Source organism: Flavobacterium sp. CLA17, assembly GCF_013112255.2.
GTDB classification, from domain to species: domain Bacteria; phylum Bacteroidota; class Bacteroidia; order Flavobacteriales; family Flavobacteriaceae; genus Flavobacterium; species Flavobacterium circumlabens.
Genome location: NZ_CP068294.1, coordinates 2,561,949 through 2,584,680, shown reverse-complemented (window position 1 = coordinate 2,584,680; position 22,732 = coordinate 2,561,949). Strand labels below are relative to the sequence as shown.

General features: G+C 35.4%; 11 protein-coding genes. All 11 read right to left on the bottom strand.

The features are described 5' to 3' along the window. Positions 1-168: 168 nt before the first annotated feature. Complete coding sequence (locus tag HAV12_RS10630) at positions 169-2,907, bottom strand: substrate-binding domain-containing protein (protein WP_171569640.1); 2,739 nt, start codon at positions 2,905-2,907, stop codon at positions 169-171. Between the two features lie 251 nt (positions 2,908-3,158). Then, a complete protein-coding gene (locus HAV12_RS10625) occupies positions 3,159-3,362 on the bottom strand; it encodes a hypothetical protein (RefSeq protein ID WP_205423366.1) in 204 nt (67 codons plus the stop codon). Between the two features lie 161 nt (positions 3,363-3,523). Further along, positions 3,524-5,995 (bottom strand): glycoside hydrolase N-terminal domain-containing protein, encoded by a 2,472-nt coding sequence (locus HAV12_RS10620; RefSeq protein ID WP_171569639.1) that lies wholly within the window; start codon positions 5,993-5,995, stop codon positions 3,524-3,526. Positions 5,996-6,042: 47 nt separating this feature from the next. After that, positions 6,043-8,022, bottom strand: a complete 1,980-nt coding sequence (locus tag HAV12_RS10615; RefSeq protein ID WP_171569637.1) for an alpha-L-arabinofuranosidase C-terminal domain-containing protein — start codon at positions 8,020-8,022, stop codon at positions 6,043-6,045. Between the two features lie 20 nt (positions 8,023-8,042). Beyond that, entirely contained in the window at positions 8,043-9,482 is a 1,440-nt protein-coding gene (locus tag HAV12_RS10610; RefSeq protein ID WP_171569635.1) for a glycoside hydrolase family 28 protein, read from the bottom strand. A 237-nt stretch (positions 9,483-9,719) separates the two neighbouring features. Beyond that, on the bottom strand, positions 9,720-11,282 hold the full coding sequence (locus tag HAV12_RS10605) for a glycoside hydrolase family 28 protein (protein ID WP_197984788.1): 1,563 nt from the start codon (positions 11,280-11,282) through the stop codon (positions 9,720-9,722). 19 nt (positions 11,283-11,301) lie between these two features. Next, positions 11,302-12,939 (bottom strand): sodium/solute symporter, encoded by a 1,638-nt coding sequence (locus HAV12_RS10600; protein WP_171569633.1) that lies wholly within the window; start codon positions 12,937-12,939, stop codon positions 11,302-11,304. A 55-nt stretch (positions 12,940-12,994) separates the two neighbouring features. Continuing rightward, complete coding sequence (locus HAV12_RS10595; protein WP_171569632.1) at positions 12,995-14,137, bottom strand: acyltransferase family protein; 1,143 nt, start codon at positions 14,135-14,137, stop codon at positions 12,995-12,997. A gap of 108 nt (positions 14,138-14,245) precedes the next feature. Continuing rightward, positions 14,246-17,386: a glycoside hydrolase family 2 TIM barrel-domain containing protein gene (locus tag HAV12_RS10590; protein WP_171569630.1), complete on the bottom strand. Its 3,141-nt coding sequence runs from the start codon at positions 17,384-17,386 to the stop codon at positions 14,246-14,248. 41 nt (positions 17,387-17,427) lie between these two features. Further along, positions 17,428-18,306, bottom strand: a complete 879-nt coding sequence (locus HAV12_RS10585) for an inositol oxygenase family protein (RefSeq protein ID WP_171569628.1) — start codon at positions 18,304-18,306, stop codon at positions 17,428-17,430. Between the two features lie 387 nt (positions 18,307-18,693). After that, entirely contained in the window at positions 18,694-22,728 is a 4,035-nt protein-coding gene (locus HAV12_RS10580; RefSeq protein ID WP_171569626.1) for a two-component regulator propeller domain-containing protein, read from the bottom strand. Between the last annotated feature and the right edge of the window lie 4 nt (positions 22,729-22,732).

Sequence of the window (22,732 nt, the reverse complement as noted above, 5' to 3'; positions counted from 1 at the left end):
TGTTACAATTTAATTCTATAAATACTGATAGTTTGACATTTAAACAAAAACACCCTTATTCACAAGGCTTTACGTAATTTAAAATTTATTTACGAAAACCATGTAGTTTCGATTTTGTTACATTAGGTTCAAAATTGATACTTAATTTGTATCCATTTTGAACTTATATTAATTGGAAGATTTGTATTCCTTTGGTGAAATTCCAAATTTATTCTTAAAAGCTGTAGAAAAATAGTTTGGAGAAGAGAATCCAAGAGAGTATGCAATCTCTGAAATATTCATTTCATTTGACTTCAAAAGTTCTGCTGCTTTCTCTAATTTAACATTATTAATATGGTCGCTAATATTGATTCCGATAATAGCCTTTACTTTTCGATACAATTGTACTCTCGAAACTCCTAATTTATCGGCTAAATCTTCTACGGAGAATTTAGGGTTTTCAACATTCTTCTTTATGATATCATTCATTTTAGTAATAAAGGACTGTTCCTGATTGCCAAATTTAGACTCGGGCTCAATGCGGTATATATTATTGGTGTAATAGTACCGAAGTTTCTCCCTGTTGAAAAGCAAACCCGAAATGGATTGTTTTAGAATAGAAAGACTAAACGGTTTTGTAAGATATTGATCAACGCCACTTTGCAGCCCTTTCAAAGTAGATTCTTTATCGCCCTGTGCCGTTAAAATAACAATTGGAATATGGGAGGAACGTAAATCCTTTTTCAATTCTTTGCTAATTTCATAACCGTCCTTGTCTACCAAATTAATATCACAAATGATAATGTCCGGAACAATTTCCATTGCTTTTTCAATAGCGTCGCTTCCGTCAGAGGTATAAACTACATATTCATTCGATAATTTAGCTTTTAAAAATGCGACCAAATCTATATTGTCTTCTATAACTAAAAGCGTATGTTTTTCTGATTCAGAAACCACGTTTACTACGTTTAATTCCGTTTCGATATCTAAATTATCTGATATTAAATTTGGCATAATATCAAGATTTTCAGCCTTATTAATCATTTCAGAAGGCTTTAAATGACTCACTCCTTTTAATAGAATAATTACAAATTCGATTCCTTGTTTTGATTTTAATTCGATTGTTCCGTAATGCAAAAGCACAAATTCTTTTGAGAGGTGAAGCCCAATTCCTGAACTGTTTTTATTATTGTTTGAAGCTCTGAAAAAAGGATTAAAAACATTTGACAATTCATTTTCGGGGATCCCTATTCCGGAATCTTTAAAACTAATTTTAACTGTATTGTCTTGATTATCTATAATCGAAATGCTGATTTTTCCATTATCCGGAGTAAATTTAAAGGCATTGGAAAGCAAATTGAAATACACTTTATCCATTAATCCTCTATCGATAAATAATTCCAGGTTTTTATTTTTGCAGGAAAGCTGAAAATCAATATTTCTGCGGGCAGCTTCGCCTTTGAAGTTCGCCATTACATCATTTGTAAAATCATAGATTTTAGTATTTGAAGCTCGTAATGTGAATTTTTGTTCTTCAATTTTTCTAAAATCCAGCAATTGATTTATTAATCGCAATAATCTGTTCGAGTTTTTATGGATCAGCTTTACCTCATCAACAAGCGTTGTACCCTTAATTTTTTCATTTTCAATTAACGACTCTACATAACTCATAATCAAAGTTATGGGAGTTTTAAATTCATGCGAAAGTCCGGTAAAGAAATTCAACTTTGCCTCATTGCTTTTTTGGGCAATTTGGGCCATTTCCTGAATTTCATTATTCTGATCAATTACCGTTTGATTAATTTTTTCAAGTTGTTTTTTCTTTCTTGAAATAGAAATAGTAGAATAAATACTGTAAATCGTCAAACTTAAAATGATCACTAGAAAAAAACTAAGTAAGCGAACCAGATTGTTCTGCGAAGCATATTCTCTTTCCTGTACTTTTATCGCACCTTGTTGTGTCTCAATAACCAATTGTTGCTGATCAACTTTATCCATTTGGTTTTCTATAATTTCAGCATTATTCTGATCGATAACAATTGTATTCAGAATATTATTCTTAGAAATTGGCTCTTTATTATACATTTTCAGAGCCAATTTCAATGCTTCGTTTCCTCCTGTCGGATATAAAATGGTCCCGTCTAAAACACCGCTTTTTACTAATTCTATCCCGCCATTAACAGTGTTGAGTCCATCAACTCCTATAAATTTAATCTTGTTTTCCAAACCTACAGTTTTAGCAGTTTCCCAAGCACTTAAAGCCATACGGTCATTATGGGCAAAAATATATTCTACATTTGGATTTCGTAAAAGAAGAGCCTTTAGCGGTTCCTTAACCGATTCTCCTTCCCAGTCACCCTGAATAGTGTTTTCTATTTTGAAACGCTTACTTTCATTAATTATCTGACTAAATCCCAGACTGCGCTCATAAGCAGGTGATGAACCATTTGCTCCGGTAATTTCAATGATTTTACCTGAACCTTTACTATGCGAAATGATATATCGGGCAGCAATTCTGCCAATTTCAATATTGTCGGCTCCAAGATAGGCGGTGTAGTTTTCACCCTCAATTTTTCTGTCTACAACAAGAACCGGAATTCCGGCTTTTATTGATTTTTCTACAACAGCTGTTAAAGGTTTAGATTGAATTGGAGATACAACAATAACATCCACCTTATTCGAAATAAATCGCTCTATATCTTCAATCTGTTTATTGATGTTGTTATTGGCATCACTAATTTTTAAATCGACCTCTGGTCGTAATGAAGCTTCAATTTTTATAGAGCCGTTCATTTGCTTGCGCCAATCGTCAGTAGTCATGGCCTGAGAAAACCCGACTTTTATTTTATCCCCCTGTTTTTGTTTACAGGATATTAAACTTAAGGATGCCAAAAAAAGCATCAAAATATATTTTACAAATTGATACATGAAATTTTGAGTTTTGTAAATAAAAAATAAGCACTTAAAATGCATTCTTTAATTAAACTTGTCTAAATAATTAGGAAGGATTATTTTGTACTGACAAGAAGAAAGTATGTAAAGTTTAAAAGTAAAATTAAACTTTTATTTCATGTACACAAATAAGAAGTGAAATATCTATAATAAAAAATGAAACTGGTCATTTTTATTGTAAGTAAAATTGTGACATAGCCTATTTATCTAAACTTATGGTCTGATACCTAATAGTAATGAATTCGCAATTGATGTTGAAGGTATTTAAATACACCATACTTCTCAATACTATCTCCATCAATACAAACTCTTTCAGATTTTGGAACAAATAACAATTTTAGAGCACTTTCTAAAGCGGTGAAATCTTTATTGGCATAAGCATAATATTTCAGAAAAGTAAGATCAAAAGATCCATTTTCATTGTTCGTCAAAAATACCCGTACTTATCTATCTTTAAGAAAATGTCCTTCTAAAAACAATCCGGAAGAGAAATGGTTCTGTCTAATTGGTGAGATAAAAACAATTAAAAAACAACGAATTTTTATGTCATATACCAAATTCAACTATTCTCCTCCTGCCTTAAATTTGCAAGCTATTGAAATGGCCTAATTGTATAAGTCACTCCTTTTTGAGTTTCAAATACAGCAGTATAACCAATAGATGATTTCTCACTTTTAATATTAAGTTTTTCAATTATAAATGGTTCTTGCGACCTTACACTGCAAGTACCTCCATTATTAGATAAGATTCTAGTATTGCTCATTTTACCGTTATTCCATTTTATATCTAAAATAAAACTGCCTTTTGCCGTAATACCTTTTATTTCGCCGTCTGTCCAAGCATCTGGCACAGCGGGCAGAAGATGAATTTCTTTATTCTGACTTTGCATTAACATCTCAATAACGCCCGCGGTTCCAGCAAAATTTCCGTCTATCTGAAAAGGCGGATGTGCATCAAAAAGATTAGGATAACATCCTCCATGTCTATTGTACTGTGTGTCATTCTCTTTAGTAAGTCTTAACTGATTTTTAAACAATTTATAAGCATGATTCCCGTCTAAAAGTCTTGCCCACATATTGACTTTCCACGCAAGACTCCACCCTGTACCGTCATCGCCGCGCAATTCTAATGTTTTCTTTGCGGCCATAGCCAATTCTGGGGTTTTTAAAGGCGAAATTAAATTAGCAGGATGTAAAGCATATAAATGGGAAGTATGCCTGTGATGCGGATCTACATCTTCAAAATCTTTATACCATTCCTGAAGTTGTCCTTTGCTTCCTATTTTAAAAGGAAGTAATTGATCTGCAGCCTGGCTTACATTTTGCCTGAATTCTAAATCGGTATTGAGTACTTTATAGGCTTCGATGGTATTTTTAAATAAATCTTTTATAATCCCAATATCCATCGTCGAAGCTGTTGTTACAACACCTTCTTTTTTTCCATCATAATAATATTTATTTTCCGGAGAAGTTGAAGGCATGGTTACCAAATAACCTTTCTTGTCTTTTTGCAACCAGTCTAAACTAAATTCTGCTGCACCTTTTATAATTGGATACACTTTTTTTAGATAGTCCTTATCGCCGGTATATTCATAATGTTCCCATAAATGTCTGCTTAACCAATTGGCACCCATATACCAATTTGCCCACATAGGATCTCCTTTTCCAAAATCGCCTACTGGATTTGTTGTTGCCCATATATCTGAATTATGATGCAATACCCAGCCATTAGCATGGTAAAAACTTTTGGCAGTTTCTGCTCCTGTTACGGAAACATTTTTAATGAATTCGTCAAGCGGAAAAAACAATTCAGACAAACTTCCTGATTCAACAGGCCAATAATTCATCTGTAAATTAATATTTGTCGTATAGTTGCTGCTCCAGGGTGCGCGAAGTTTATTGTTCCATATTCCCTGCAAGTTGGCGGGCGTATGATGTGTACGCGAAGACGAAATTAATAAATAGCGTCCATACTGAAAAAACAAAGCCTCTAGTCCGGCATCTTTTTCTCCTTTTGCATATTCTTCTAATCTTGTATCTGTTGGAAGGTTTGATTTATTGGTTTCTTTTTGATTAAGTTGTAATGAAACTCTATTAAAGAAATGTTGAAAATCTGTAATATGTTCTTTTAATAAACTATCATATTTTTTACCAAAAGCTTTTTTAATTGGACTTTCTGCCAATTTATGTTCGTCTTTTCCCTGACTGTCGGGACATTTATCAAATCCGTTAAAACTGGTTGCCGCTGAAACGAAAAGTACAATTTCAGATGCTTTTTTAATAATTAATTTATTTCCATCATAACTTATCTCACCGTCTTTGATAACTGGTTTAATAATTAATTCAAAACGCATTCCTCTACAGCCTGTTACGTCATCATAAACAATGGGTTCTTTATTGTAATCTATATAACTAGGGTCGGCATGTGAAGGTGCTTTTCCTTTTAAAACCAGTGATTGATTTTGTATTGATTTTTCATTTCTTAAAAGGCTTGCGGCATCAATTACCACAGAGAGTTTTTGTATCTGATCTGCCGAAAGTTTAATGACAATACACTGTGCAGGTGCCGAAGCAAATATTTCTCTTTGGTAATTCACGCCGCCAATATTAAAAGTGGTCACCGCCAATCCGGTTTGTATATCCAGGCTTCTTTTGTACCGGTCCGGCTTCTTTCCCTCAAAATCCTGTGTCAGGATAAGATCTCCCAACGGCATAAAACTTTCACTGTAAGCACCCTGCATATTCTTGGTCAAACCATACGCTTTTTCAAAATTTTCATCCGTTAGCGCTTCCCTGATCAGAGCAAGATTTTTAAAAGCATCCGGATTTACATTTTTCTGCACCGGTCCGCCGCTCCACAAAGTAGCTTCATTCAATTGAATTAATTCAGTATCTGTTCTTCCAAAAACCATTGCTCCAAGTGTACCGTTTCCTACAGGTAAAGCTTCCGTCCATTCAACAGCTGGCTGGTTGTATTGCAATTTTAAATCCTGTTGTGAATAGCAAGAAAATCCTGCTGTCATCAGCAGCAAAAAAAGACTTTTTTTTAGAGAATTGTATAGCATACATTTTTAATTTAATTTGAAAATAAACCTTTAAACCTATTGAATCCTTAAATCATTTTCATTTTTAAAACGGTTACCGAATAAGCAGGAAGACGCAATTGCTGTTTTCCTTTTGTTATTTTGTATTCCCTTTGTTTTGGAGTTATCTTTTGAGGGTCTGCAAAAGTATTTTCATCCTGAGTACCTGGACTTGCCAATGTTGTAATCGTTCCTTTTGTCCCTAACTTTGTTCCTTTTAAATCAATAGCAACATCTTCCGCCGCTGCTGCTGTATTTACTAGTTTTATAATTATTTCGTTGCTGTCTGCATCTTTTACTGCCGATGCATATAAATTGTTTTGTCCCGTTAAAGCTTTTCCATCTTTCGTAATGCTTAACAAATCTGTTCCTTTATTGGTTGAAAATAATTGCTGCACATAATAATTGGCGGAACCATAAGATTCTAAATTGTTGAACCAAATCATGTCGGGAGTCCACTGCCAGGCATCTTCATGAGCCATTAAAGGTGCGTAAGAAGTTAAATGAACTACTTCTGCATTTCGTTCCAGTCCAGTCATAAAAGCGGCTTCAGAGAATGCACATTCCCAATTATTTCTGTTATTCGGATTGGCTCCTGACACACTTTGTGCGGCATATTCTCCTGCAAATATTTTAGGGCCTTTTCTGTCATAATTATCATAGCGTCCGGCGTTTTCCCTAAACCATTTCGGACTTTGATAATAATGTTCATCGACAAGTTCCGCATTTAGTTTTTTAAGTTCCTGCATCGCAAAATCAAAATGCTCGCCATCCGGAGAAGGTCCGCTTCCTGAAACAATAATGATATCTGGATATTTTGCTTTTATTGCTTTCTCAAAAACTTTATATCTGTCAATGTAATCCGGTCCCCATTGTTCGTTTCCAACGCCTATATATTTTAGATTAAAGGGTTTCGGATGTCCCATATCTGATCGGATTTTTCCCCAGCTTGTAGTGACAGCACCATTTGCAAATTCAATCAGATCTAAAGCATCTTTCACATACGGATCAAGTTCGTTTAATGGAGCCAATTCTCCTGTATTGTACTGACAAGCCATTCCGCAGCTCAAAATCGGAAGCGGTTCTGCCCCAATATCTTCTGAAAGCTGGAAATATTCAAAAAAACCTAAACCAAAACTTTGAAAATAATCGGGAGTTTGTTTATGGTTGAATTCTACATTCCAACGGTTCATCATGGTTTTTCTTTCCTCTACATTTCCAACTGACTTTTTCCATTGATAACGGTCTGATAAGGTTCTTCCTTCCACAATACAGCCTCCCGGAAAACGTAAAAAACCAGGTTTCATATCGTATAAAAGCTGCACCAAATCTTTGCGAAGTCCGTTTTTTCTGTTCTTCCAGGTATCTTCAGGAAAAAGTGAAATCATATCTAAATCTATAGTTCCTGTTCCTTCAAAAGTTATTTTAAGCTTTGCTTTTGCTTCGGTTTGAGTCGCTGTAATTTGTGCCGAATAATTACTCCATTGCTCTGATTTTGGAACAATGCCCGTTTCTCCAATCACTTTCTGATCTTTATCAATAAGCTGAATTATAATCTTTTTAATGGCTGAATTGTGATTGGCCGCTTTTAAAGAAAAATTGTATTTTGCATCCCTTTTCACGCCCATTCCCCTGAAACCTTCATTTAGCAAAGCAAAACCTTTATCATTATTGATTTCTACCCTGCAAAAATTAGTATTATTTGCCGATAAGCTGATTGGCGTAGCACTACCCGATTCTTTGTTTAAAGAAGATCTTTTTGTATTGGGCTGATCCCATCCCATGAAAGGTTTGTCAAATTCAAAAGATCTGTTTTTAATCATTTCAGCATATAATCCGCCATCTGCCGCAAAATTGATATCTTCAAAAAACAACCCGAACATAGTAGGCTGGATTTTGGCAATAGTCTTTGTGGCATCAACTTCTAAGATCGTTGTTTGAGCATTTACACAAAAACTGCTTAATAGTAAACTGCAAATAGTAAATTTTGTACGAATATTATTTTTCATAGTTTTTGAAATGGAACTGATTATTTTTTTACTGCCTCTAATTTAGCGGGAAAAGCTGATTGTCCGTCTAAATTTGTTATAATTAATTCATCTACATTTTTACTTTCGACTGCATATTTAAAATATTCGGGTTTATTTTTTCCCCATTGTACTGTACAATTCTGCACTTTAATACGTTCTGCAGAATCAAAATAAAACCCCGAAGTACTTCCTTTTACAAAACCTTCGACATTAGAAGGTCGTCTGTCATATACTCCACCCGGAAAAGAGGTGATTTTATCAATAAAAACACTCACATTATCAAAAACAATATTACTGATTTTATCTTTTGATTCTCCGCTTACAAACACACCGTTTTCTCCTGTACACTGAATATTAGAAAAATAGATGTTTTTTATTTCTCCTACTTTTCCTTCTGTTGCTCCTTTTGGAAAACGCCAGTTGGCATCTTTATGATTCCCTTTCGCTCTGCTGAAAGCCGTTACATAAATTGGTTCCGCCTTTCCCCACCAGGTATCTGTCGTCAATTTACTTTCAATAATGATATTAGAAAAAATAACATCACTTACGGTTCCTTCATCTCTATTTTGAATTCCCAAAGCGCGATTACTGTTTTTAATGATACAATTATTGAAAACCACTTGTCTGATTGCGTCCATATTTTCTGAACCAATTTTAATCGCACAACTGCTGCTGGTCATCGTACAATTGGTCACTGTAATATTTTCGCAGGCACCAAATTCTTCAAACTCTCTTCTGTTTTTTAAACAGATACAATCGTCACCACTTTCGATATAACAATCGCTGATTCTCACATTTTTGGAATGATCCAAATCGATACCGTCACTGTTACGGACTTTTAAACTATTCAATAAAGTAATGCCGCTTATTACGACATCGTTACAGCCAACCAAATGAATGGTCCAGTAGGCCGAATTTCCGATATGCACATCTTTGATTCTGATATTTTTTCCTCCAATGATGGTCAATACGTGCGGTCTTGGATCAAGCACGTTAAAAGGTTTTAAAACATAAGAATCTTCGAGTTCTTCACCCATAAATGAAATTCCGTTTCCATCTATTTTTCCGCTTCCGCTAATGGTAAAATCTACTACATTTTCTCCTCCAATCCAAATTGTCCCTTCACCCGGATTCGTTCTGAAAGCGCTTTTTGTGTATAACTTTTCATCCGGACTTGCCAATAATTTAGCTCCTGCTTGAATATGCAGCTCTACTTTTGATTTTACCTCAATTGGTCCGGCCAAAAATGTAAACGGTGCGGGAATTAAAACTCTTCCGCCGGTTTTACTACAGGCATCAATTGCTTTTTGAATAGCTGCCGCATCATTTGTTTTTCCGTCTCCTTTAGCTCCGTATTTTTTAACGTCGTAAATATTTTGTGCCGAAACGGTTATCGAAAGACAAAAAATCAGGATCGCGATTATAGATTTCTTTTTCATTACTTTTATTTATAAAAAACCTTATTTAAGATGGCTCTCGCAAGGTTTTTGGTTTATTTTTTTAATCTCGCAAAGTCGCAGAGTCGCAAAATTTTTTATTTCACGCAGATTTAAAAAGATTTAAGCAGATATTCTAAAAAATCTACATTAAAAAAATCCTTTTTAATTTTATAATCTGTGGCAAAAAAACTTTGCGACTCTGCGTCTTTGCCAGCAATTTTTACCAGCATATAAAAGCTACCTGGCAGGCAATTCAAACTTGTTTTGCTCTGGTTCTATTTTTCTTTTTAAAGATTCACTATCCAGATTGCTGGATGGAACATCTTTAAAAATAATCTGGTTAGTTTTGTCTGAAGGAACATCAATAGCTTTCATCGTGAGATTTTTTACATCATCAAAAACAAAGGCCGGGCGAAAATCTTCTTTCACCAAAATGAGTTTTATATTCTTCATTTCGATTCCGTTAACGTGACGCACATAAAATCCCCAGGAAGGTAATTCTCCAAACATGGTAAATTCAGGATAACCGTTTATGTTTTCTTTTACATCTTTCAATCGGCTTAAAGGATGGTACGCCATTCCTTTTGAGGCTCTTCCCGGATAGGTAATTTCAATATCTTCTAAAGTCACATTTTCTATCAAATGTCCCGGAATTCCCGAAATAGAAGCCGGAAACGGATTATGGAAATAGTCAACTTCCGGTCCGCGCAAATCATACTCCATATCCGGGCGGCCAAAAGGAATCTGTGCTTTTACATTTTTAATGGATACGTTTTTGATATAACCCGGCTGATCCCCATTTCTGTGGCCTAAACGAATTAATATCGCATTTCCTGTATTTACGGCCGTAATATTTGAAACTTTAATATTCTCAATCTCGGCTCCATCTACAGATTCAATTGCGATTGCCGATCTGAAAGTATCATAAACCTCGATGTTCTCGATAGTTACGTTTTTGAAACTACCGTAAGAACCTGTACCAAATTTAACCGCATTGGCACTCGATCTAATCCTGCAGTTAGCGATGTAAATGTTATTATTCTGTAATCCGGGTGACTCCGATTTCAGACAAATACCATCATCTGCCGCGTTTACATTGCAATTGGTTATTCGGACATTTTCGCAGCCGTCAATGTCAATTCCGTCATTATTCCAATAAGCGGTGCTATTGACTTTCATCGAATCAATTACAATGTTTTTACATTCTCTAAAACACTGCACCCAGCCCGGGCTGTTTTTTAATGTAATATTGATTACGGTTATCGAATCGCATTTTACAAACGAAATCAATTTTCCTCTTCCGTCTTCGGGGCGCATTCTCCTGTAATTGTATTTGGGATCAATCCGAACTCCGGTATGATGCAGGCTATCGATTGCCAATGCCAGTTCTCTTCCCTGTCCGTCAATAATTCCCTTTCCTTTTACAGCAATATTTTTTGATTCATAAGCTATAATAAAAGCTCTTATTCCTTCATACTTCGGATAATCATCCGGATTGGTGCTTCCTGACAAAACCGCTCCTTCTTCAAGAAACAATTCTACTCCGCTTTTCAAGACTATGCTTCCTGATAGAAATTTACCTTTAGAAAAAACAACTCTTCCGCCTTTATTTTTATTTGCGGCATCAACGGCTTTTTGAATGGCTTTTGTATTTAAAGTTTTGCCGTCTCCTACAGCGCCATAGGCAGTCACCAAATAATCTTTTCTTTTAAAAGCATACATTTCTGAATTGAAACTTAACTGTAAAAGAAAAAACAAAATGATGAAACTCCTGAAAACTTGTTTGTTATAAATATCCATAATTATTTCTTTTTAAAGATTACCAAAAAACAGTATATAAAGCCACCAGTATTCCGCAGATAATAAAAGAGCCGACAATAAATTCTGATGACACTTTAAACATCGATTTATCGACTTTTATTTTATGTATTTCAGCTTCTTCCTCAGAAACCCGATCTGCCAGACTAATGCCAACCATTATAAACACAATTAAAAAGAAAACAATAGTCATTCTGTCCAGGAAAGGATAATCAGGAAAGGCTCCATCTGTCCACATAGGCAGGAATTTCAATATAGCAGCGAGCGGTACTGTTAACAATGCTCCGGCAAGTCCAGCCGATGGTGTTGTTTTTTTCCAGAACATTCCCAATAAAAAAACCGCTAAAACTCCGGGTGAAAAGAACCCGACATATTCCTGTATAAATTGATAAGCCTGATCTAATGATTTTAATGCCGGAACCACGATAGCGGCAATGATAATACAGACCACCACACACCATCTTCCGGTACGTACCAGCTTTTTTTCTGTTGCCTGAGAATTAAAATATTTTTTATAAATATCTAAAGAAAAAATAGTCGAAATACTATTGGCTTTTCCAGCCAGAGAAGCTACAATTGCTGCTGTAAGAGCTGCTAAAGCGACACCTTTTAATCCCGCAGGAAGCAAATTCATTAAAGTGGGGTAGGCATGATCCGGTTTTAAAACTCCGGCAGCATCTGCCATTTCCTGTTGAAACATTCCGTTTGAATGCATCACGAACATCGCGATACCCGGTAAAACAGCAATGATTGGAACTAATAATTTTAGGAAAGCGGCAAATAAAATTCCTTTACGGGCAGTTTTTAAATCGGCTCCCAAAGCTCTCTGAACAATATATTGATTGCATCCCCAATACGCCAGATTATTGATTAACATACCTCCTATCAAAACAGACATTCCCGGCAGTTCATTATAATGCGGATTTGATTTGTCTAAAATCATGTGCAAGTGTCCAGGCGCTTCATCGGCAATAATAGCCAGTCCTTTTAAAATGTCTTTTCCAAAACCAAATTGATCTGATAGTAAAGTCAGTGCCAGATAAGTTGTTACTAATCCGCCTAAAATTAATACGATAACCTGGAACATATCGGTGTATCCAATTACTTTCATACCGCCCAAAGTTACAATCACAGAGAATAAACTCAACACAATAACACAAAACTGAAAGCTGACCGGCGCAATAGATGAAATAGCCAAAGCGCCTAAGTAAATTATAGAAGTAAGATTTACAAATACATAAATTAGCAGCCAGATAATGGCCATAATAGTACTTACTGTTCCGCTGTATCTTTTAGCCAGAAACTGCGGCATGGTAAATATTTTATTTTTAAGATAAATCGGCAGGATAAACATCGCCACGATAATTAATGTGGCTGCAGACATCCATTCATAGGAAGCAATTGCAAGTCCGATGGCGAAACCTGAACCGCTCATGCCAATAAAATGTTCTGCTGAAATATTGGAAGCGATCAATGAGGCTCCAATGGCCCACCAGGTAAGTGATCCTTCGGCTAAAAAATATTCGTTGGAGCTTGTCGCTGCGGTTTTCTTGCTTTTGTATATATACATTCCATAAGCGGTGACTATGACAAAGTAAATAAAGAAAACAATGTAATCTGCGGTTTGTAATACATTCATGATGCGTGGTTATTGTGTGGTTAGTTAGTAAAATGTATTTAAAATTTAATATCTCTTAAATTTTTAGAAACCATTTCCTTTTATATAAAAAGTACAGTAAAATAAGCTGTACAACTGTTACCGATAAAGCGGCAAATACAGGCTGCCAAATGAGCGGCAGAAAATGTATAAGTCCGCCAAAGACGTAATCTGCTGTATGTTTAAAATCTACTAAGCCCTCAGCAGCGATGTAAATTAAAATAGAATTTGAACCGATTAAGATTAAAGGAAATGCCCATTTATGAAAACCAAAAAGGTCAATTATCAAATAAAAAAAGACAAAAAACAAAATACTGAACCCTCCGACAAAACATACAAATGAACTTGTCCATAAATGTTTATTGATGGGGAAATTAATATCCCAAATCAAGCCTGCAATAATTAGAAGCACAGCCGTAAGAGTCATTAAAAGCAATTTAAATTCTACCGAAAAAGCGACTTTTGCTTTTAAAAATGTTCCTGTAAAAACGCCCAATAAAGCTGTAGCAACTGCAGGTATGGTAGAAAGTATTCCTTCGGGATCATAAACCGTACTGTGCAGTCTGCCCGGTAAAAACAGACGGTCAATATAGCCTTCCAGTGATCCTTCTTTTGTCAGAATTCCAGCACCAAAACCGGGTACGGGAATCCATTTCATCGCGACATAGTAACCAATCAAAATACCGAAGAACCAGATTAGCTGCTTTTTAAAATCAAAATTTAAATAGAGGATTCCGGCTAAAAACCAAGCCAGACCAATTCTTCCTAAAACACTTGCAAAACGCGTTTGATCGAAACCGTCAAATCGCAGCAATCCATTTACTACAAATCCCAGAACCAATAAAATACAAGTTCTTTTGAGCATTGATACGTAAATTTTTCGCTTTTCGTTACCCGGTAATTCTTGTGGTGTTTTTACACCAGCCAGCTGCATTTTCTTTTCAAAAGAATAGGGCATCGATACTCCTGCAACAAACAGAAAGACGGGAAAAATCATATCGTAAAATGTAATTCCATTCCATTCCGCGTGATGCAGTTGTGATGACATCCATATAAAAACAGGAATTGGAGCCGTTTTTGCCAGAGCATGAATGATATGTTCACCGCTCATAATCCAAAACATAACAAATCCGCGAAGCGCATCTAAAGAAACTAATCTTCCATTTGTAGTGTTACTCATTTTTTTAATATTCAGTGGTCAGTTGATTGTTTTTTTTAGCATTCAGTCGTCAGTCGTCAGTCGTCAGTGCAAACTGAGACTGCGACTGTAAACATGAGACTGAAAACTTTAAAAAATTGGTTTTATAACAAATCCGTAGCTGTATTCGCTTTGTGTCAATACATATTGTTCGTGTGGTGATAATCCCCAGCTGTTGTCTCCTCCTAATCCGCGCTGTGTTAAATCAACACAAACTACAACTTCATTTCGAGGCGTAATATCGCTGGAATGAATGTTCTTTTTAGAAATTCCCCCGTCAAAATCAGCCGGATAATTATTCAGAGTACTCATGCCTAAAGGCTGCAGGCCTTTTATTTCCAGTCCATTTCCTGTATTGCCTGACAATTTAAACCAGCGTATATCTGTCTTGTATCCATTTTCTTGTGGGCGTGTATAAGGCACATACTGGTCTGCAACTTTACTGTTATAAATTCCTTTGAATGCAGCTGTTTTTCTATCCGGATAATTTTCTAAAGGTCCTCTTCCATAATAATCCAGGTTTTCTAACGTGTTTTTTAAAGTAAAAATCATTCCGAAACGTGGTAATTCCGGTACCGGATTGCTGCCTTTTTTATAAGACGCCTGTATGGCTAAAGCACCGTCATTTCCTAATGTATATTTAATGGTATAATCAGAAGCGACATCATTCAGCTTTAATTTGGCAATGATATAATGCTGCCCATTTTCCTCTGTTTGCTGAATGCTTTCTAAAGTGGTATTTTTACCCGCCGTTCTCCATACGTTCGTTCTAATCTGCATTTTATTTCCAATATCATTATCGGTTGGTGCTCTCCAGAAATTGGGTTCGGGGTATTGTTTAAAGTACTCTTCGCCTTTTAAACTATAGAATGAAATTAATCCTGTTTTTTTACTGATTTTGACCACAACATTCTCTGAAGTCAGTACAAACTGCTCTTTTTCCTCCTGAATTTTAGCTGCATTTACCTTTTCTTGTTTTGCAAAATAGTTGGAGTCTTCGATAACAAACTGTTCTTTGGCAATTTCAAAATGCTGAGGCAGTAATTCAGAACCTGTTTTGGTGTAAGCAAAAACATTCAATACATATTCTGTTCCTTCTTTTGACTGTAATTTGGGTAAATCAAGCTTAAACTGTTTTTTTGTTTTCGGATCTAAAACCACATTGATGGTACTTTCTTTGATTACTTTTCCGTTTTCTAAAACCTCATAGTTAAAGTTGTATTTGCTCAGGTTGGTAAATCCAAAATCGTTTATAATTTCAATTACTCCATTTTTGATATCAACGGCATTAAATAAAATATCCTGATATACCTTTTTTACTTCAAATGCTCCCGGATGTGGTGTACGATCTGGATAAACCAATCCGTTGTGACAAAAATTTTCATCATTGAGATAATTTTGGCTTCCCATATCGCTGCCATAAGACCAGTATTTTCTGCCTGCCTCATCAGTCGTTTCAAATCCCTGATCTACCCAGTCCCAGATAAACCCGCCCTGCATATTTTTGCTTCCGCGAATAATATCCCAATATTCCTGAAAATTACCGCTGCTGTTTCCCATGGCATGTGAATACTCACACATGATAAACGGACGACTTACTTCTTTACGCGCCGCATATTCTTTCATGTAGGCAATTGTTGGATACATCGGACACACAATATCTGTGTTTTCGTTTTCTTTTGCCTGTTCAAACTGAACCAGTCTGGTAGTATCTCTTTTTTTGATCCATTTATAAGCCTCATGAAAAACTGGTCCATTGGCACTTTCATTGCCTAATGACCAAATAATTACCGATGGCATATTTTTATCTCTTTCTACCAGGCTGTAAATTCGGTCTAAATGTGCTTCTCTCCATTCCGGAAGATGGCCCGGATTAGTTTTTGGATTCATATAAATAAGAGGCTGTCCCTCTACTCCCATTCCATGACTTTCGATATTGGCTTCATCTACCAGAAACAAACCGTATTTGTTACATAATTTTACCCATGTAATATTGTTAGGATAGTGACTGCAGCGCACTGAATTAATGTTTAGCTTCTTCATCATCCTGATGTCTTTCATCATCGTAGCTTCGTCCTGATAATGTCCTGTTACCGGATTATGTTCATGGATATTAACACCATGAACCATCAATCGAACTCCGTTTACTAATAATTGCCCGCCTTTTAATTCTACTTTTCTGAATCCGATTTGAGTTGAAACACTTTCTACAATATCCCCTTTTGCATTTTTTAGGGTTAAAACCAAAGTGTATAAATTTGGCGTTTCACTGCTCCATAATTTTGGATTGGATACATTCTGAGTAAAATTTATAGTCTGAATTTTTGATGCATCAAAATTGACATTAAGCGCTTTGCTAAACACATTTTTTCCTGAAGCATCTACCAGTTTTGCAGTCAATTTTTGATTGTTAACCGCTATTGATGTTAGATTTTTTAAACTTACTTCTACCTTCAGACTTCCGTTTTTGTACTTCGCATCTAAATCTGGTTTGGCGAAAAAATCTGAAATGCGAACATTATCTGTGCTGTATAAATACACATTTCTATCAATTCCGGAAAGTCTCCAGAAATCCTGATCTTCCAGATAAGAGCCGTCACTCCATCTGTACACTTCTATTGCTAAATTATTTTTCCCGGGTTTTAAATATTTAGAAATATCAAATTCTGCCGGGCTTTTGGTGTTTTCGGTATATCCTGCTTTTTCACCATTTACCCAAATATACATGGCGGACGTTCCTGCTTCAAAATGAAGAAAAACATGTCGGTTTTTCCAATTTTCAGGCAGTACAAAATCTTTTTTATAGGACCCGACAGGATTATCCCAATGATTGATAAACGGTGGATTTCTTTCGAAAGGATACGTAATATTGGTATAAATTGGCACACCGTAACCGTTTAGTTCCCAATTGGATGGCACCTGAAGTTCGTTCCAGTGCAACGTACTGAAATCTGTTTTGTAAAAATCCTTTGGTCGCTGATCTGGTGTTGGTGACCAGGAAAATTTCCATTTACCGTTTAAAGAAAAATACCAGGGTGAGTTTTCATATTTATCGCTTATAGCCGAAATTTCATCTGCATAAGGAAGAAAAGCAGCGCGTGCCGGTTCTCTGTTAATTTGAAACACCTGAGGATTTTCCCAATCATTGCGATCCTTCTCCTGAGCCAAAACTAAAGTTCCGCAAAGCAGCAGGAGGGGCAATAAAAGTATATTGATTTTGATTTTATGCATTATTTTGGTTTTAGATAGCTTTCAAATGTTTTTTTGATATTCTAGAACTTCAATTTCTCAGGTAAATATTTCGCTACTAATTCTTTATAATAAGGAAGCAATTCTTTTACATCTTGCTTAACGGGTGCTTTAGTATACAAATCGTACGGATTGAACTTTTTAACCCAATCAAACATTTCTATGTCTTTTTCATTCATTAAATGGGAATAGGCATTTTCTTTATGCTGTGAATAAAAGGAATGATAACGGATCATGTATAAAGCCGGATCCGGAAGATAATCTTTCATAATCTGATATAAATATTCGTCATGTCCCCAGCTCATTTTCACATTATCCAGTCCGCAGTTTTGGGTGTAAACACCAAATTTGGTATTGAATCTTTTGTCTGTATAATCGGGGTTTTCTTTAAAAAACTCCGAATAAACAATTTTATCTGAATATGCACAGCCCACGGGAAATGTGTCGCCGACAACTGCCCACTGAGGCTCTCCAAACAAACATAAAATTTTACCCAGGTCATGAATGAAACCCGTCAATACAAACCAATCCGGATGACCATCTGCCCGAATCGCTTCTGAAGTCTGTAATAGATGTTGTGTCTGATCTAAATCTATATCCGGGTCACTATCGTCTACCAGTGTGTTTAAAAAATCAACCGCTTCCCAGATTGACATTTCTTTTTTATTGAATTGTAAAAACTCCTGCTCTTTACTGCATACAAAATCATAAGTCTGGTAGGTATGGTTTATTCTGTAAAACTCCTTAACCGTTTCCAATCTTTCCGAATCAACATAATTTCTGAATTCTTCTTTTTGCTTCTCCGGTATACTTTCTGAAGGATCAGGATATCGCAATAACAAATCATCTTCCCATTCATCTAAATTATTCAAGGGATTGTCTGTGTCTATATGCTTTTTCATAATGCTGAAAAGTTTAAAGTTATAAGACAAAAATAGAATTACCTGTACCGTTCAAAATGGATTAATACATCAAAAACATGGATATTTTTGTTTCTATAAGATTTTTACAGGTTATTTACTTAAAAAAAACATGTGTTCACGTTCTTGTTTGTCATTTCGAGGAAAGAGAAATCACACCAGAATTTCTCTATATTAAATTATCAATCTTTGTCGATTTCCGAATGTGATCCTTCCTTCGTCAGGATGACAGGATTGCGGATTCGTATTTAAACAACAGTCATTAATTTCAATCACGGTAGAGGTATTGGGAGAAATTAGATTACGAATATAAAGTGCGTTCCTGTGATTGAAACCACGGGCTATATTTCAGACAGGAGATAAGGAAAATTAATTGATCAGCTTACTTGGCGGGAAACCAAACTGTTTTTTAAAACATCGACTGAAATATAAAGGATCATTAAAGCCAACTAAATTGGTTACTTCAGAAACATTATACTTTTTACTTTTGAGTAATTCTGCTGACTTTTTTAAACGAATGGTTCTAATAAATTCGTTTGGAGCCAAATCGGTCAGTTCTTTGATTTTTCGATATAATTTTGAAGAACTCACGCCCAATTTATCGCATAAAAATTCTGTGGAAAGATCTACTTCACTTAAATTATTATTGATTAAAGCAGTCACTTTTTCCATAAATTCTTCATCAATTGGAGAATGTGTAAGCATGCTAATCTTACCTTCTACTTCTCCGGAGAATTTTTGTTTGAGTTCTAATCTTGACCTGATCATATTTTCAATAACCGTTTTAAGCAATAACGGTTCAAAAGGTTTTACCAGGTAGCTATCAGCTCCCATATCATACCCTTTTACTTTATCTGTATTTTCAGCAAGCGCCGTGAGCATTACAACCGGAATATGACTGATGAATTCATCATTTTTAAGTTCCCTGCAAAATTCCAGTCCGTCCATAACGGGCATCATGACATCAGCAACGCATAAGACGGGTTTAATTTGCCGGCAGATTTTCAAACCTTCTTCACCGTTTTCTGCATCGTAAACTTTGTAATAATCGGACAAATAGTCGACCAGATATTTTCTAAGCTCACTATTGTCTTCAATTACCAGTATTTTCTCTTTAAGATCTGTATTCTGAATGATTTTCTTAGCTGCTTTTTCCGGAATAAGCATGCTCAGATTGTCATTCTTAAGTGCATATTCGAACACTTCTTTAGGCTCGTAAGAATCACGGTCAATAGGAATTTCTACCCTAAATGTACTTCCTTTTCCCGGTGTGCTTTCTACAGAAATTATTCCTTTATGAATTGCCACTAGAGATTTTACCAAAGACAAACCAATGCCCGATCCGGTATTATTGGCTTTACTGTTTGTGGCCTGATAGAATCGCTTAAAAATTTTATCCTGACTTTTTAACGGAATTCCGATTCCATCGTCGGTTACTTCGATCACTAAAATGTCTTCAACCGTAGCTTTCAGTCTGATGTACAAATCGACATTTCCATTTTTATTGGTAAACTTTAAGGCATTTGATAATAGATTGTACAGAATCTTATCATATTTGTCATTGTCCAGCCAGCCGTTTATTTCATCATCTTCAGAAATAAAATTGAGCTTAATCTTTTTATCGTAAGCCATTTCTTTAAAGGAGTCAAAAATATTTTTCGAATAAGCCAGAATATCGGTTTTAGTCACTTTAAGTTTTAATTCCCCTGATTGTGCTTTTCTAAAATCCAAAACCTGATTTACCAGATTCAGTAATCTGCTGGCATTTTGATAAATCAGATTGTATCTGCTTTTTTCATAATCAGTTGCGTTGTTACTTTCATCCAGCAGCTGTTTGGCCGGACCTAAAATAAGCGTTAACGGCGTTCTTAATTCATGCGAAATATTGGTAAAGAAACGTAATTTTTCATTGTTCAGCTTAACATCATGCTCTCTGTTTACTTTCTCTGTCAGCAGTTCCTGTTTTAAACGAATTCTGTTTTTGATTTCTTTTCTGATGAAATAAAAAACACCCAATAAAAGTGCAAAAACAAGTAAAAAAGAGGTCGGCGTCAGCCAAAAGGGCGGCAGAATTTTTATTTTATACGAAACCGTTTTACTCCAGTATCCGTCGCTGTTGCTGGATTTTATTTTAAATACATAATTTCCGGGATAAAGATTGGTATATTGTACTATTCTGGAAGTACTGTTAGCGGTAATCCAGTATTTATCAAAACCTTCCAGCATATATTGAAACTTATTCAGCTTTTCATTTGCAAATGAAGGAGCCGAAAACTGAATCGAAAAATTGCGGTTTTTATGAGTAAGTTCTATCTCTTTTCCATAATTCAGATCTTTTGAGAGCGGAATTTCCCCATTGATTTCCATTTCCGGAAATACTTCTTCGTTCTGGATTTTAAATTCGGAAATAACCGGTAACGGCGACCATTTATTTCTTTTCATTGCGGGCGGTGAAAAAGAAATAATACCATTTTTTCCTCCCAGAAAAATATTAGAATTATTAAAGTAAAAAAAACCGCTTGAACTGAAAACGTCCAGTCTGTTACCGCTGTTTACGTGGTAAATGCTGATATCCTTTAAATTAGATTTAACGAAAGCAATATTATTGTTATTGATATTCAGCCATAAATTTCCGTTTGCATCTGATAAGAGATCGGTAATCCACTTACCGGATAGTTCTTTAAGATACTTTACGGGTTCAAATTCGTTCTTTTTCGGATTGTATAAACACAGCCCAAAACGCGTTGACGCCCAGACTTTACCTTTTGCATCCACCAAAACATCACTTACATTTTCATCATGGGGCACTCCTTTTTCTTTGATAAAAAGGGAAGAATAGGTTTCTATTTTTCCTGAATCGATATTGTATTTTACAACTCCGGTTTCTGTAGCAAACCAAACATTATTTTTGGCGTCTTTTTCAATCGCATTAATCTGAAAGTCCGGCAAAAGTTTACCCGAAGTTTGTACCTGAAGCGTTTTGGTGTTCAAAATTACTGCGCCTTCTCCAAAAGAACCCACTATCATCGAATCGTCTCCAATCTTTCTAAAGGCAAAAACGGGCGATTTTTCAAATCCTGTCTTTATTTCTCTGGAAGAATTTGTGCTGTAATTGTAAACTAAAATAGTACCATCCCAAAGACCACAGTAAAAGATCTTTCCGTCATCAGAATAAATACTGGCGATATCTTTTCCTGTATTGTGTAATGGTGTTGAGCCTTTTGTATTAGAAATAAAAAGTCCGTTGTGATAGGTTGCCACAATCACTTTTTCATCATACGTTTTGGCAAAACCTCTTATACGCGGTGCCTGATTCCCTATGGAACGCGAAATATCTTTGTTTAAAGTAAATTGATTTTCATAAGGATCGTACTTATCCAATCCGTCTTCTGTTCCAATCCATAAGACTCCGGAAGCATCAAAATAAAGGGATGAAATTAAATTATCTACCAGCGAGGTGTCATCTGATAAAATGGAATAATACCATTTGTAATTTCCTTTTTGAATGTCTTCCAATTGATTGCAAACGAGTAATCCGCCTAAAGTTCCCACCCAATATTTTCCATCTGAAGCGCGGGCAACGGATAAAAAATAAGGGCCTAAAGCCCCCCTGACCTGTTTGTTTTCTATATATAAATTAACAAACTGATCGCTGGCTTTATCCAATTTATATAAACCTTCCCGTGTGCCGACAAAAATATCCGATTTGGCGTCTTCGTAAATGAAATTAAGATATGGATTTTTTATATTTGAATACGGAACAGAAAGCGTATAATTATTAATGCGTACGATTGCTCCTTTTGCATCCATAGTGATTTTTGCTACGGCTGCTTTTTCATAACTTCCAATCCAGATATTTCCTTTTTTATCTTCAAAGATTTCTTTTACGTAATCGAAACCTTTAAGCTTAATTTTTTCGAATCGGTTTTCTTTCAAAAAGAATAAATACACTCCTTTTGTTTTGGTACCAACCCAGACTCTTTTAAATTTATCTACATAAACAGATCTCACCTCATCGTCAGGCAGGCTATTCGGATCATCATTTTTATGAAAAAAAGTGGTAAAAACATGGGTATCCATTTTGAAAAGAGTCAGTCCTTTTCGGGTGCCAATCCATAAATGATCTGATTCTTCATCCAGTTTCAAAGCTGTTATGTCATCATTGTACAATTTATTCTTTCCGGCGGTGGAGCCCATGTAGTTTTTGAATTGATAACCGTCAAAACGATTTAATCCTGAAAATGTTCCAAACCACATGAAGCCTTTTTTATCCTGCACAATATGGCGCACAGAATTATGAGACAATCCGTTATTGTCATTATAATGTGTAAATTTTATATTCTGTGAATAAGAATGATAAAAAAGGACAAAAAACAAGAAAAGGATAAAGAATCTTTGTCTCATGGAA

Coding starts and splice junctions, on each gene's coding strand:
- HAV12_RS10630 (WP_171569640.1), bottom strand. CDS start 2,907: ATGTATCAATTTGTAAAATATATTTTGATGCTTTTTTTGGCATCCTTA.
- HAV12_RS10620 (WP_171569639.1), bottom strand. CDS start 5,995: ATGCTATACAATTCTCTAAAAAAAAGTCTTTTTTTGCTGCTGATGACA.
- HAV12_RS10615 (WP_171569637.1), bottom strand. CDS start 8,022: ATGAAAAATAATATTCGTACAAAATTTACTATTTGCAGTTTACTATTA.
- HAV12_RS10610 (WP_171569635.1), bottom strand. CDS start 9,482: ATGAAAAAGAAATCTATAATCGCGATCCTGATTTTTTGTCTTTCGATA.
- HAV12_RS10605 (WP_197984788.1), bottom strand. CDS start 11,282: ATGGATATTTATAACAAACAAGTTTTCAGGAGTTTCATCATTTTGTTT.
- HAV12_RS10600 (WP_171569633.1), bottom strand. CDS start 12,939: ATGAATGTATTACAAACCGCAGATTACATTGTTTTCTTTATTTACTTT.
- HAV12_RS10595 (WP_171569632.1), bottom strand. CDS start 14,137: ATGAGTAACACTACAAATGGAAGATTAGTTTCTTTAGATGCGCTTCGC.
- HAV12_RS10590 (WP_171569630.1), bottom strand. CDS start 17,386: ATGCATAAAATCAAAATCAATATACTTTTATTGCCCCTCCTGCTGCTT.
- HAV12_RS10585 (WP_171569628.1), bottom strand. CDS start 18,306: ATGAAAAAGCATATAGACACAGACAATCCCTTGAATAATTTAGATGAA.
- HAV12_RS10580 (WP_171569626.1), bottom strand. CDS start 22,728: ATGAGACAAAGATTCTTTATCCTTTTCTTGTTTTTTGTCCTTTTTTAT.